Source organism: Catellatospora sp. IY07-71, assembly GCF_018326265.1.
Lineage (GTDB): Bacteria > Actinomycetota > Actinomycetes > Mycobacteriales > Micromonosporaceae > Catellatospora.
The window spans coordinates 4,763,897-4,776,667 of record NZ_AP023360.1; the positions used below are offsets into that span (position 1 = coordinate 4,763,897).

The 12,771-nt window shown below is 72.3% G+C and carries 11 protein-coding genes; 8 read left to right on the plus strand and 3 right to left on the minus strand.

Features of this window, described 5'->3' with window-relative positions:
• Window positions 1-28 precede the first annotated feature (28 nt).
• Window positions 29-874, plus strand: a complete 846-nt coding sequence (locus tag CS0771_RS21270) for an NAD(P)-dependent oxidoreductase (protein ID WP_212842623.1) — start codon at window positions 29-31, stop codon at window positions 872-874.
• Window positions 875-1,005: 131 nt separating this feature from the next.
• Here the strand turns inward: CS0771_RS21270 and CS0771_RS21275 are convergent, their stop codons facing one another.
• Window positions 1,006-2,403 (minus strand): glycosyl hydrolase family 18 protein, encoded by a 1,398-nt coding sequence (locus CS0771_RS21275; RefSeq protein WP_212842624.1) that lies wholly within the window; start codon window positions 2,401-2,403, stop codon window positions 1,006-1,008.
• Window positions 2,404-2,718: 315 nt separating this feature from the next.
• Here CS0771_RS21275 and CS0771_RS21280 point away from each other — a divergent pair, with 315 nt between their 5' ends.
• The 7 genes from CS0771_RS21280 to CS0771_RS21310 all read left to right on the plus strand — a co-directional run bounded on the left by CS0771_RS21280 (window position 2,719) and on the right by CS0771_RS21310 (window position 11,282).
• Window positions 2,719-4,554, plus strand: a complete 1,836-nt coding sequence (locus CS0771_RS21280; RefSeq protein WP_212842625.1) for an alpha-galactosidase — start codon at window positions 2,719-2,721, stop codon at window positions 4,552-4,554.
• A gap of 64 nt (window positions 4,555-4,618) precedes the next feature.
• Window positions 4,619-5,542 (plus strand): STM4015 family protein, encoded by a 924-nt coding sequence (locus CS0771_RS21285; protein WP_212842626.1) that lies wholly within the window; start codon window positions 4,619-4,621, stop codon window positions 5,540-5,542.
• Complete coding sequence (locus CS0771_RS21290) at window positions 5,543-6,619, plus strand: STM4014 family protein (RefSeq protein ID WP_212842627.1); 1,077 nt, start codon at window positions 5,543-5,545, stop codon at window positions 6,617-6,619.
• Window positions 6,620-6,689: 70 nt separating this feature from the next.
• Window positions 6,690-7,505 carry an STM4013/SEN3800 family hydrolase gene (locus tag CS0771_RS21295; RefSeq protein WP_244870932.1) on the plus strand — a complete coding sequence of 272 codons (816 nt, stop codon included), beginning with the start codon at window positions 6,690-6,692 and terminating at the stop codon, window positions 7,503-7,505.
• 357 nt (window positions 7,506-7,862) lie between these two features.
• Window positions 7,863-9,035, plus strand: coding sequence for a zinc ribbon domain-containing protein (locus CS0771_RS21300; RefSeq protein WP_212842628.1), 1,173 nt, complete (start codon window positions 7,863-7,865; stop codon window positions 9,033-9,035).
• Complete coding sequence (locus CS0771_RS21305; RefSeq protein WP_212842629.1) at window positions 9,025-10,371, plus strand: STM4012 family radical SAM protein; 1,347 nt, start codon at window positions 9,025-9,027, stop codon at window positions 10,369-10,371. Before CS0771_RS21300 ends, CS0771_RS21305 begins: the two co-directional genes overlap by 11 nt.
• Window positions 10,368-11,282: an STM4011 family radical SAM protein gene (locus CS0771_RS21310; RefSeq protein WP_212842630.1), complete on the plus strand. Its 915-nt coding sequence runs from the start codon at window positions 10,368-10,370 to the stop codon at window positions 11,280-11,282. Before CS0771_RS21305 ends, CS0771_RS21310 begins: the two co-directional genes overlap by 4 nt.
• Here CS0771_RS21310 and CS0771_RS21315 read toward each other — a convergent pair.
• Together CS0771_RS21315 and CS0771_RS21320 are read right to left on the minus strand one after the other, a co-directional pair.
• Entirely contained in the window at window positions 11,245-12,423 is a 1,179-nt protein-coding gene (locus CS0771_RS21315; RefSeq protein WP_244870933.1) for a DUF6745 domain-containing protein, read from the minus strand. The genes CS0771_RS21310 and CS0771_RS21315 overlap by 38 nt on opposite strands.
• Before the next feature lie 8 nt (window positions 12,424-12,431).
• Complete coding sequence (locus CS0771_RS21320; protein ID WP_212842631.1) at window positions 12,432-12,752, minus strand: hypothetical protein; 321 nt, start codon at window positions 12,750-12,752, stop codon at window positions 12,432-12,434.
• Between the last annotated feature and the right edge of the window lie 19 nt (window positions 12,753-12,771).

The following is a 12,771-nucleotide window of genomic DNA, read 5'->3' on the forward strand; positions in this document are numbered from 1 at the left end:
GTGCGGCTCCTCGAGAGGGATGGTGGACATGGCTCTGGTGGCGGTTACCGGTGGCAGCGGCAAGCTGGGCCGGGCGGTGGTACGCGACCTGCTCGACCACGGCTACGACGTGGTGAACCTGGACGTGGCGCCGCCGCGCGAGCCGCTGTGCCCGTACACCCGGATCGACTTCACCGACTACGGCCAGGCGGTCGAGGCGTTCACCGCGATCGACGCCCGCTACACGAAGATCGACGCGGTCGTGCACCTGGCCGCGATCCCCGGGCCAGGCGTGACCGGCAACGCGGCCACCTTCGCCAACAACATCACGGTCAGCTACAACGTGTTCGCGGCCGCGCGGGCGGCGGGCATCCGCAACGTGGTCTGGGCGTCCAGCGAGACGGTCCTCGGCCTGCCCTTCGACACCCCGCCGCCGTACCTGCCGGTCGACGAGGAGTACTCCGGCCGCCCCGAGACGGCGTACTCCCTGGCCAAGCACCTGGACGAGCAGATGGCCGCGCAGTTCTGCCGCTGGGACCCCGAGCTGAAGATGATCGGCCTGCGCTTCTCCAACGTGATGGAGCCCGCCGACTACGCGAACTTCCCGTCGTGGCAGGACGATCCGCGGGTACGCAGCTGGAACCTGTGGTCCTACATCGACTGCCGCGACGGCGCCCAGGCTGTCCGCAAGGCGCTCGAATACACCGTCCCCGGCCTGGAGATCTTCATCATCGCCAACGCCGACTCCGTGATGCACCGCGAGTCTGCCGACCTGGCCGCCGAGGTCTTCCCCGGTCTTCCCTGGCAGCGCCCGGTGTCCGGCACCGAGACCCTGCTCAGCATCGACAAGGCCCGCCGCCTGCTCGGCTACGACCCCGTCCACACCTGGCGCTGACCTCCCGCGCACACGCGAACGGGCCCGCACCGTGCACCGGCGCGGGCCCGCTCGATTAGTCGATCATGAAGTTAGGGGTGTCGACACGCCGTCGAACACGTCCCTAAGTTCATGATCAACGCGCTGAAGGGTCAGGGGAGGGTCCAGATCTGGTTGCCGGTGGTGGCGCAGGTCCAGATCTGGAGGCGGGTGCCGTCGGCGGTGCCGAGGTCCTTGGCGTCGAGGCACTTGGCGGACTGGGGGTTGCGGAGGTTGCCGTTGGACTGGGGCTGCCAGACCTGGGCGCCGGAGCCGTTGCAGTCCCAGAGCTGGACGAGGGCGCCGTTGGCGGTGGAGCCGCTGGTGACGTCCATGCACTTGCCGAGGGCGCGGAGGGTGCCGTCGGTGCCGACGGTCCAGGTCTGCGCGTTGGTGCCGTTGCAGGTGTAGAGCTGGATCGCGGTGCCGTTGGCGGTGCTCGCGGCGGCGACGTCGACGCACTTGCCGGAGGCCTGGCCGACGATGCGGCCGGTGCGGCCGCCGGGCGGGGGCGAGGACGGCGGGGTGGTGCCGACGGCCACCTCGTAGATCGCGCTGACCAGGGAGGTCGCGCCGGTGGTGTCCTGGGACAGCTCCCAGTTCATCATGCCGCCGGCGTTGGCCTTGGCCCAGGCGGTCTTGGCGCGGACGGTGGGCAGGCCGTTGTAGCACTGCTGCACGCCGCTGACCGTGGTGCAGTCGCGGTTGGCGTTGGCCGGGTCCATCGCGACGAGCTGGCTGTACGTGTAGTACGTCGGGCGGCTGTAGAACGGCACGCCCAGCACGGCCTTGCTCGCGGGCAGGCCGCGGCTCTTCCAGAAGTTCACCGCGTTGATGGACCAGGTGTAGTTGGCGTGCGGGCTGCCGCCGTCGTACGCCATGATGTTCAGCCAGTCGACGTAGCCGAACACGGCCGGCTGCACGCCGCTGGCGGTGGTGCCCTCGGAGACGACCGCGGCGGTGAGCAGCTTGCCGCGGCTGTGCATGGCGGTGCTGAGCTGCTGCATGAGCAGCGTGTAGTTGTTGCCCGAGGTGCCGGGGTCCGGGTACTCCCAGTCCATGTCGACGCCGTCGAGGTTGTACTGGTTCACCAGGTTCACGAGGTTGTTGACGAACGCCGTACGCGCCGTCGCGTTGCCGGCCAGCGACTCGAACGCCGAGTCGTTGCCGTCGTTCCAGCCGCCGACGGCGATGGAGACCTTGGTGTTGTTGGCGTGCGCAAGGGAGACCAGCGAGGACAGCTTGGACGGGTTGTCCAGCGCCTGCAGGCTGCCGTTGGCGTTCGGCAGGACGAACGCGTAGTTGATGTGCGTCAGCTTGCCGTACTGGACGGTGTTGACGTTGCCGGCCCACGAGGGCATGTAGCCCACGCTCTTGAAGCCGTTGGGCAGCACGACCGCCTGGGCCGTCGTGGCCGGGGCCAGCGCGACGGCGATTCCCGCGGCCGCGGTGGCCAGGGCCGCCCCGGCCGCGGCCCAGCGGGCGCGGCGGGGCCTGGTGGTTTCGGACATGGGGGTCCCTTCGGTGTCCGGTGCCGTGGCGGCGCATCGCCACGGCACATCAGCTGACCGGGCACGGCGGTGCGCCCCTCCCTGGTGCGGCGTGGCACGCCGCGTGCCAGGGGCACTGCGGTCCGGTCGGGTGCGGTTCGGACGAGGAAGCGGCTCGCTCCGAGTGGTGCGGATGGAGTTTAGTAAACTTAACTATCTAATGCAACGAATGCCGCCCCGATGGTCTCGGGTCCACGGTTGACAGATCCAATGTGACCGCTAACACTGATGGCGACCGATGGTCGAGCGCGAGCCGAGTCGTGTGCGGAGGGTCTGATGAGCCGTGTCCTGGTACGCCCGACAGCCCGGCGGCGACTGGTCACCGGCGTGCTGGCGGCGCTGACGCTGCTGCTCGCGGCGGGGCTCGCGGTCACCCCGCAGCAGCGGGCCGAGGCATGGGACAACGGTGTGGCGACCACTCCGCCGCTGGGCTGGAACAGCTATGACGCGTTCAACTGGAGCGTCACCGAGGCCGACGTCAAGGCCAACGCCGACTACATGCGCGACAACCTGCGCCAGCACGGCTGGCAGTACATCGTCGTCGACTGGGCCTGGTACTACCCGGGCCGGCACAACAACAGCCCGAACCAGGACGCGAACCTGTCCCCTCGGCTGCGCATGGACGCCAACGGCCGGCTGCTGCCCGACACGACGCGCTTCCCGTCGGCCACGGGCACCAACGGGTTCAAGCCGCTCGCCGACTACGTGCACGCGCAGGGCCTGAAGTTCGGCGTACACCTCATGCGCGGCATCCCGCGCCAGGCTGTGGCCGACAACGTGCCCATCCTCGGCACGAGCTGCCGCGCCAACCAGATCAACAACAGCACCACGGCGGCCTGGCTCAACCTCATGTGGGGCCTGAACATGTCCAACAGCTGCGCGCAGGCCTACCTGGACTCCGTGTTCCAGCTGCTGGCGAGCTGGGGAGTCGACTACGTCAAGGTCGACGACATCGCTGCGCCGACCTACCGGCAGGCGGAGGTCGACGGATACCGGCTGGCCATCCAGCGCAGCGGGCGGCCCATGGTGCTGAGCCTGTCGCCCGGCCCGACGCCGCTGTCCGCCGGCACACACGTGCGCGCGAACGCCCACATGTGGCGGATCGTCAACGACCTCTGGGACAACTGGGGCGCGCTCGACGCGCTGTTCGACCCGCTGCGCGACTGGGCCCCGCACCGGGCGACCGGGGCGTGGCCCGACCCGGACATGATCCCGATCGGGCGGCTGTCCAAGTACGGCCCGGTCGGCTCGCCGCGCTACTCCGGGCTCACCGCCGACGAGCAGCGCACCATGATGACCCTGTGGGCGATCAACCGGGCACCGCTGATGTGGGGCGGCAACCTGGTGGAGAACCGCGCTTCCGAGCTGGCGCTGATGACCAACGCGGCGGTGCTCGCCGTGGACCAGAACAGCGCCAACAACCGGCAGCTCACCGGGGGCACCCGGCAGGTCTGGGTGGCCGACGTGCCGGGCGGCGACCACCGGTATGTCGCGCTGTTCAACCGGGAGAGCGCTACGGCGAACGTCTCGCTGAACCTGGCCGACCTCGGCATCGGCTCGGCCATCGTGACCGACCTGTGGTCCGGCGCGGGACTCGGCACGGTCTCAGGCACCCTCACCCGCTCGCTGCCCGCGCACGGCGCCGGGCTCTACCGGCTCGCGCCGCAGACGACGACGCCGGTGCCCGCCGCGTACACGCTGACCGCGCGGCACAGCGGCAAGCTGCTGGACGTGTACAACGCCGCGACGACCGACGGCGCGAACGTCGTGCAGTGGGCGGCCAACGGGCAGAGCAACCAGCGGTGGCGGTTCCGCGACGCGGGCGGCGGCTACTACAACGTGGTCAGCGTCAACAGCGGCAAGTGTCTTGACGTGTACGGCGGCGCGGGAGCCACCGCGGACGGCGTGCGCGTCGTGCAGTGGACCTGCGGCACGGGCACCAACCAGCAGTGGCGCCTGCAGGACGTGGGCGGTGGGTACCTGCAGCTCGTCGCCAGGCACAGCAACAAGTGCCTGGATGTGAGCAACGCGGCCACCACCGACGGCGCCCAGGCGGTGCAGTGGACCTGTGGCAGCGGCACCAACCAGCACTGGCTGCGTACCCAGGTGTAGGAGACCGGATCGCCGTCGGCGGTGGGTGTTAGTGTCCCTCGACCCCACCCCGGAGGCAGCGCGCATGACGATCGGCTCGCACATCACCACGTTCGCCGGCAGGCCCGTCGCGGACTACCCGAACGATCTCGCCAAGGCCAAGCGCGCCGGCACGGCCTGGCGCCTGGAGGACACGGACTACGACGACAGCGGCGAGTTCCGCGAGCGGCTGACCGCGCTGGCCGCCGAGGAGTGGGCCGACAAGGTCGAGGCGATCGTCATCGGCAACTGGGGCGGGGCCTACGAGAACGCCCCGCCGATCGGCCTGCTGGTCGAGCTGCTGCCCCGCTTCACCAGCCTGAAGGCGCTGTTCCTGGGGGAGATGACCTACGAGGAGTGCGAGATCTCCTGGATCGTGCACACCGACATCACCCCGCTGCTGGAGGCGCTGCCCCGGCTGGAGACGCTGACCGTGCGCGGCGCCAGCGGGCTGGGCCTCAAGCCGCTGCGGCACGAGCACCTGCGCGAGTTCACCATCGAGTCCGGCGGCCTGCCCGCCGAGGTGGTCCGCGCCGTCGGCGAGTGCGACCTGCCCGCGCTGACCCACCTGGAGCTGTGGCTCGGCACCGGCAACTACGGCGGCGACGCCGACGTCGACGACCTGGCGCCGATCCTGAACGGCACCCGGCTGCCCGCGCTGACCTCGCTCGGCCTGCGCGACTCCGAGATCGCCGACCAGGTCGCCGCCGCCCTGGCCGGGGCGCCCGTGGTGGCCCGGCTGCGCAGGCTCGACCTGTCGCTCGGCATGCTCGCCGACGAGGGCGCCGCCGCGCTGCTGGCCGGCCAGCCGCTGACCCACCTGCACCGCCTCGACCTGCACCACCATTTCATCAGCGACCCGGTGCAGGCCCGGCTGACCGCCGAGCTCGCCGAGGCGGGCGTGGAGCTGGACCTCTCCGAGCCGTCCCGCTCGCGCCGCGACGAGCGCTACATCGCGGTCGCCGAGTAGATGCACCTCACGGTCGTCGGCAACCCCGGCAGCCGCCGCGTCACGCTGTTCGCCGCGGCGGCGGTGCGGGCCGGGCTGCCCGAGCCCGACGTGCTCCCCTGGCACGACGTGGCCTCCGGCGCCCCACTGCGGCTGCGGCCGGGCACCGGAGTCCGGATCGAGTCACCCGGCGAGGACGCCGAGGTGGACCGCCTGCTGCGCGGTGCCGCCGCACCGGCCGAGCAGGGTGAGATCGTCGGCGGCGCCGCCTGGCACGCGGGCTTCGCGCGTGCCCTGCACCGGATCGCCGCCACGGCCGCCGACCAGGGCGCGCGGCTGCTCGCGGACCCCGCCGAGATCCTGGTCATGTTCGACAAGAACGCCTGCCACGCCCGGCTGCTCGCCGCGGGTGTGCCGGTGCCCGCGGCGCTGCCCGGCACGCCCACGAGCTGGGCGCAGCTGCGCTCGTGGCTGGACGAGGCGGGCTGGCGGCGCGTGTTCGTCAAGCCCCGGCACGGCTCGTCGGCGTCCGGCGTGATCGCGCTCCAGCTGGTCGGCGGCGGCCGGATCCTGGCCACCACCTCGGTCGAGCTGGACGGTGGACGGCTGTTCAACTCGCTGCGGGTGCGCCATTACCGCGACGAGCGCGACATCGCCGCCATCGTGGACGGTCTCGCCCCCGACGGCCTGCACGTGCAGCGCTGGCTGCCCAAGGCCGGGCTGGACGGCCGCGTCGTCGACCTGCGGGTGGTCACCGTCGCCGGGGAGCCGTCGCATGTCGTGGTGCGCGGCAGCCGCTCCCCGATGACGAACCTGCACCTCGGCGGCGTACGCGAGGACTTGTGCGCGCTGCGCGCCGCCGCCGGGCCGCACTACGCCGCGGGGCTGGACACCTGCCGGGCGGTCGCGGCCTGCTTCCCCGGCAGCCTGCACACCGGTGTGGACCTGATGTTCGCGGCGGGCTGGCGCTCGCACGCGGTCGCCGAGGTCAACGCGTTCGGCGACCTGCTGCCCGGCCTGCTCGTCGAGGGCCGCGACACGTACGACGCCGAGATCGCCGCCCTGCTAGAGCGCCAGGGCTCGGACGTCGCGGCATGAGCACGGGGTTGAGCCGCCCGCGGCCGGGCACGACGAGACACCCGGTGATCAAGCAACGCGAGGCACAGGCATGAGCACGGACATGGCGGCGCTGGTCGGCACGCACGACATCGCGCTGGTCACGCTCGACACGCTGCGGTACGACGTCGCGGTGGAGCTGGCCGCGACCGGCCGCACCCCGCATCTGGCACGGGTGCTGCCGGAAACCGGCTGGGAGCGGCGGCACACCCCAGCGAGCTTCACCTACGCCGCGCACCACGCGTTCTTCGCGGGCTTCCTGCCGACGCCGGTCACGCCGGGGCGGCACGAGCGGCTGTTCGCGGCCCGGTTCCCCGGCAGCGAGACCACGGCCGGTGGCACGTTCGTGTTCGACGCGCCCGATCTGGTGACGGGGCTGGCCGAGGCTGGGTATCACACGCTGTGCCTGGGCGGGGTGGGCTTCTTCAACCGGCGCTCGGCGCTGGGCAGCGTGCTGCCGGGGCTGTTCGCCGAGGACCACTGGCGGCCCGAGTTCGGGGTGACCGAGCCGGACTCGCTGCGCCACCAGCTCGACCAGCTCCGGGTCAGCACGGCCGGGCTCGCGCCGCAGCGGCCGCTGTTCACCTTCCTCAACGTGTCCGCCCTGCACCAGCCCAACCGGCACTACCTGCCGGGCGCCGCCGAGGACGGGCGGGACAGCCACGCCGCCGCGCTGTGCTACGTGGACACGCTGCTGCCGCGCCTGTTCGCGCTGCTCACCTCCCGTGGGCGGCCGTGCTTCGTGATCATGTGCGCCGACCACGGCACCGCGTACGGCGAGGACGGGCACCACGGGCACCACGGGCACGACGTCGTGTGGACGGTGCCGTACACGCAGTTCACGCTGCGGCCGGGAAGCTTCGACTAGTCTGGTGATTCCTATGTGGACCTACCTGGGATTGGCCATCGTGCGCAGTGTCTGTCGGATCGGGCAGTTGGTGGGCCGCGTCGGCCATTTGGCAGATGCGGTGCGAGGGCAGGTGGCTGCGGCGTGAAGGTGACGCGGGTCGCGTACTCGGACCGGCTCAACCGGGGTAAGTACCGTGTTCTGGCCGAGCAGGCCCGCCGGCTGGGCCGGGTGCGCTCGCTGGTGTGGCAGCGCTACGGGTCGGTAGGCGGTGCGGGTCTTTCCGACCGTGTGGTTCGTGACCGGTGGCTGGCCGAGGGTATCCACTGCGGGTTCGGGGTGCTGGCCAATGCGTGGAAGGAGACGGTCCGTGACGCGATGGCCGACATCGCCGCGAACCGGGCCGCCGCGAAGGTGAGGGTGCGCCGTGCGATCGGCCGGCACACCAGCGACCCGGCTGAACGGCGCCGGCTGTTCACCGCCCTGAAGACCGGCCGGTGGGCCATCGACCCGTACCTGGCCAGGCAGATGCGCCGGCACTGGCAGCGTGGCCGTAACCGCACCCACAACCAGATCGTGGTGCGCGCCGACCAGCACAACACCAGGGCCGATGTCCGCGGCCGGCTGTGGCTGGCCGTGCCCGGCCTGGCGCAGCGCCGTATGGTGAGGATCCCGCTCAACACGACCGTCGCGCCGGCAGGCACGCTGCGGCTGATCTTGCGCGAGGACCGGGTCGAGATCCACTACCAGATCGACGCGGCCACGATGCGCACCAGCCGGCGTGCGTGCGGGACGGGCACCGTCGGGGTGGACAAGGGCTACACCGAGGTGCTTACCGACGCCGAAGGCGAGCATCACGGCACCGGCCTGGGCACACTGCTGTCCACCGAGTCCGACCGGCGCAAGGAGAAGGGCCGGGCCCGGGCCAGGCTGCGCTCGATCGCCAACCAGGCCGCTCTGCGTGGCGACCGGGCCAAGGCCGAACGCATCCGCGAGAACAACCTGGGCACGGTCAAGAAGAGCCGTCGCGACAGGGTCTGGCGTGCCCGGGTGCGTACTGAGACGTTCACCGCCGTGCATCGTGTGGTCGATGAAGCCGGCACCGTGGTGGCCGAGGACCTCACCAAGACTTTCGCCGGGCGTAGACCGCTCGGTGCGAACATGAACAGGCGCCTGGCCGGGTGGACCAGAGGGGTCACGGCCGAGGCCCTGGCGAGCGTGTCGGAGCGCAGAGGTTCTGTGCTCGTGCACGTCAACGCCGCCTACACCTCACAAGCGTGTCATCGCTGCGCCGGCCTGGGCCGCCGCAGCGGGGACAGGCTTCACTGCACCTGGTGCGGGGTCGTGTGGCAGGCAGACGTGAACGCCGCGATCAACATCCAGGCAAGAGCCGGCGACCCCGACATCGCCCTGCACACCCCGCACCGCCGGGTCAAGCAGATCTTGCTGGAACGGGCCGATCGCCACCGGACCAGACTGCCGGTCCAGGACTCCAGCCGCCCCCCGACGGCGGAGAGCGAAACATCCGACCTGCTCAGCAATGAGCAATGAAGCGGAAGCAGTGGTGAAGGTGCTCGACGGCTCGCCGTACCAGGGCTACCTGTACGCGTACCCGCACAAGACGGCGTACCGGGCGCTGCGCCCGCGTCCCGCGCTGCGCGACGTGTGGGCCGGGCAGGACCGCGACGCGCTGTTCCTCTACCTGCACATCCCCTTCTGCGAGATGCGCTGCGGGTTCTGCAACCTGTTCACCCGCGCCACCCCGCCCGCCGAGCAGGTCGCGGCGTACCTGCGGCAGCTGCGGGTGCAGGCCGAGCAGGTGGCGGCCGCGCTCGGCGAGGTCCGCTACGCGCGCGCCGCGATCGGTGGCGGCACCCCCACCTACCTGGACGCCGCCGAGCTGGCCGAGCTGTTCGAGATCACCAAGGGCGTGCTGGGGCTGGCCCCGGCCGCGGCGGGCCTGTCGGTCGAGACGTCGCCCGCGACCGCGACCCCGGACCGGCTGGCGGTGCTCGCCGCGCACGGCACGCACCGGGTCAGCATGGGCGTGCAGAGCTTCCTGGACGCCGAGGCGCACGCCGCCGGGCGGCCGCAGCGGCGCGCCGAGGTCGACCGCGCCCTGGCCGCGATCACCGAGGGCGGCTTCGCGGTGCGCAACCTGGATCTGATCTACGGCATCCCCGGCCAGACCCGCGACACCTGGGCGTACTCACTTCACGAGGCCCTGGCCTGGTCCCCGGAGGAGGTCTACCTCTACCCGCTGTACGTGCGCCCGCTGACCGGCCTCGGCCGCCGCCACGGCGACGCGACCGACCCGGCCTGGGACCGTGAGCGGCTCGACCGCTACCGGCAGGGCCGTGACCTGCTGCGAGAGGCGGGCTACCGGCAGCTGTCCATGCGGCAGTTCCGCCGCGACGGCGTGCCCGACCCGGACGGCGCCGACTACTGCTGCCAGGACGACGGCATGGTCGGCCTCGGCTGCGGCGCCCGCTCGTACACCGCCGACCTGCACTACTCGTTCGACTACGCGGTGAGCGTGCGCGAGGTGCGCGCCATCATCGACGACTACGTCAGCCGCCCGGCCGCCGACTTCGGGTACGCCGAGTTCGGATTCGCGCTCGACGGCGCCGAGCGGCGGCTGCGCTGGCTCGTCAAGTCGCTGCTGCGGGCCGAGGGCGTCGACCTGGCCGGTTACGCGAGCCGCTTCGGCGGCACGGTCCAGGCGGACTTCCCGCAGCTGGCCGAGCTGGCGGGCCGGGGCTGGGCGGCCGAGGCGGGCGGGCGGATCCTGCTCACCGACGAGGGGCTCGCGCACGGGGACGCGATCGGGCCGTGGCTGGTGTCCGGGCCGGTGCGTGACGCGATGGCGGGGACGGTGCTGCGGTGAACCTGCTGCTGCTCTATCGCGGGCCCCTCGCGAGCTGCAACTATGACTGCCCGTACTGCCCGTTCGCGAAACGGCGCGACAGCCGGGCCCAGCTGACCGCCGACCGCGAGGCGCTGGGGAGGTTCACCGACTGGGTCGCCGCCAACCCGGACGGCGACACGATCTCGGTGCTGTTCACGCCGTGGGGTGAGGGGCTGACCCGGTCCTGGTACCGGCAGGCGCTGGTGCGGCTGTCGCACCTGCCCCATGTCGAGCGGGTCGCCATCCAGACCAACCTGGCCGGGCGGCTGGGCTGGGTCGCCGACGCCGATCCGGCCCGGCTCGCGCTCTGGGCCACCTACCATCCCGGGCAGGTCAGCCGGGAGCGGTTCCTGGCCGCCTGCGCCACCCTGCGCGGGTACGGCATCAGGCACTCCGTCGGCATGGTCGGGCTGCCCGAGCACCACGCGGAGGCGGTGGCGATGCGCGAGCTGCTGCCCGAGTCGACGTACCTGTGGGTCAACGCCGCCGACGGGCACAGCTACGACGCGGCCGCCGAGGCGGCGTGGACGCAGCTCGACCCGCTGTTCGGATACAGCGTGCGCCCGCACCACTCGGCCGGGTTCGCGTGCGGCGCGGGCGAGACGTCGCTGTCGGTGCTCGGCGACGGCACGGTACGGCGCTGCCACTTCATCCCGGCCCCGCTGGGCAACCTCTACGACGGCAGCTACCGGGCCGCGCTGCGCCCCCGCCCGTGCACCAACGCCACCTGCGACTGCCACATCGGATACGTCCACCTCGAACGGCTGGGCCTGCACCGGGTGTTCGCCGGCGGCGTGCCCGAGCGGATCCCCGCCGGACCGCCGCCGACCTGGGGCGTGCCGAGTGAGCCGGTCAGGTCTGCTGTAGCGGGACGTACTCCTCCTCGGTGAGGTCGAAGGTCCACGCCACCCCGGCCCGCGCGGTGCGGATGGTCGGCGGCACGCGCAGGAAGTACGTCCGGAAGGTGCCGTCCGGCTCCGGGCTGGAGTTCAGCACCTCGACCATGACCAGCGGCTCGTCGCCGGGCAGGGTGACCCGCCACAGCGTGCCGCACTCGTCGGACTGCGTCTTGGACGCCCCGGACTCCCGCAGGTAGCGGTCGAAGCCGAAGTGCTCCAGCATCACCCGGCGCATCTCGGCGTTGCCCTCGCCGCGGATGCGCTCCACGGTCAGGTGCGGCAGCTCCGCGGCGACCTCGGCGGTGATCGGCATGCCGCTCCACGCGTGCAGCCCGAAGCCGTCCGGGTAGAACAGCGCAGGGCCGTCGCCGTGGTGCAGGCGACCCAGGTTGTCCCGGTGCACCGCGACCGGCCGCTCGGTGAGCACCGCGACGTGCTCGAACGCCCACCACCAGCCGGCGCTGCCGGCGACCCGGGCCAGCCCGTCCACGTCCGGGTGGCTGTCGAACGCGGCCAGCCACGCCGCGTCGTGCTGGCCGCCGATCGCGTCGAGCAGCGCCTCCCGCGCCGCCTGCGGCAGCTCGGCGACCTGGTCTGTCTGCCCCGCACGGGCCGACAACCGGCCGGCGAGGTCGGCGTCGATCCTGGTCCGCAGGGGTGTGGCGAGCTGGTCGGTGAGCTGCTGCCAGGGGCGGCGGGCCGTGGCCGCCCAGTGCCGGGCGAAACCGGTGCCGCCCAACTTCGCCGTCAGCGCCGCCCGAGCCTGCGCCCACGGCCGGGTGCGTACCTTCGGCCGTACGCTGCGGCCCAGCTCCAGCTCGCCGGGCCGGGCGCCCTGCGCCTCCAGCGCCTGCCGGATGTGCTCGTCGCGGCGGCCGCCGCGCTGCCCGGTGCGCAGCATCGCCACCCCGAGCGCGCCCGCGGCGGGCGATCCCAGCCACAGGATGTGCCTCGGCGCGGGCAGGCCCGCCAGCGCGTACGCGATCCGGACACCCGCCTCGGCCCCGGCCCGGTCGGCGGGTTCGCAGCTCAGCCCGGTGGCCAGCCAGCGCTCGCCCTGCTCCGCGAGCCGGATGTCGTCGTCGTGCCGCCGGGCGGCGCTCGCCGTGCCGGAGGTCGTCTGCTCGCTCATGCCCGGCCTCAGTCCGCGACCGGGCGGATCGCACCCGGGAAGTACTCCCGCTGCCGGACCACCTTGTAGGCGCCCGGCGCCAGCGCGATCGGGCCGTGCTCCTCGTGCGCCAGGCGGCCGTAGCCCTCGATCAGGAGGTAGAGACGGCCGGGCTCGTCGGGCGGGCACAGCATCGACGCCCGCTCGCCGGTCAGCACGTGCGCGTGGCCCGTCGCCTCGCCCAGCGCCAGCACCATCCGGTTGCGCCGGTCGCGCGGCGCGTCCATCAGGCCCTCGGGCAGCTCCTCCCGCGCGATCGGGACGACCAGCACATCACCCTGCCGAAACATGTCCACGCTCCACACACGA

Excerpts from the sequence above, each read along its gene's own strand:
- CS0771_RS21290 (WP_212842627.1), top strand. The coding sequence starts at position 5,543 with ATGCACCTCACGGTCGTCGGCAACCCCGGCAGCCGCCGCGTCACGCTG.
- CS0771_RS21320 (WP_212842631.1), bottom strand. The coding sequence starts at position 12,752 with ATGTTTCGGCAGGGTGATGTGCTGGTCGTCCCGATCGCGCGGGAGGAG.
- CS0771_RS21300 (WP_212842628.1), top strand. The coding sequence starts at position 7,863 with ATGGCCGACATCGCCGCGAACCGGGCCGCCGCGAAGGTGAGGGTGCGC.
- CS0771_RS21270 (WP_212842623.1), top strand. The coding sequence starts at position 29 with ATGGCTCTGGTGGCGGTTACCGGTGGCAGCGGCAAGCTGGGCCGGGCG.
- CS0771_RS21315 (WP_244870933.1), bottom strand. The coding sequence starts at position 12,423 with ATGAGCGAGCAGACGACCTCCGGCACGGCGAGCGCCGCCCGGCGGCAC.
- CS0771_RS21295 (WP_244870932.1), top strand. The coding sequence starts at position 6,690 with ATGAGCACGGACATGGCGGCGCTGGTCGGCACGCACGACATCGCGCTG.
- CS0771_RS21275 (WP_212842624.1), bottom strand. The coding sequence starts at position 2,403 with ATGTCCGAAACCACCAGGCCCCGCCGCGCCCGCTGGGCCGCGGCCGGG.
- CS0771_RS21285 (WP_212842626.1), top strand. The coding sequence starts at position 4,619 with ATGACGATCGGCTCGCACATCACCACGTTCGCCGGCAGGCCCGTCGCG.
- CS0771_RS21280 (WP_212842625.1), top strand. The coding sequence starts at position 2,719 with ATGAGCCGTGTCCTGGTACGCCCGACAGCCCGGCGGCGACTGGTCACC.
- CS0771_RS21305 (WP_212842629.1), top strand. The coding sequence starts at position 9,025 with ATGAGCAATGAAGCGGAAGCAGTGGTGAAGGTGCTCGACGGCTCGCCG.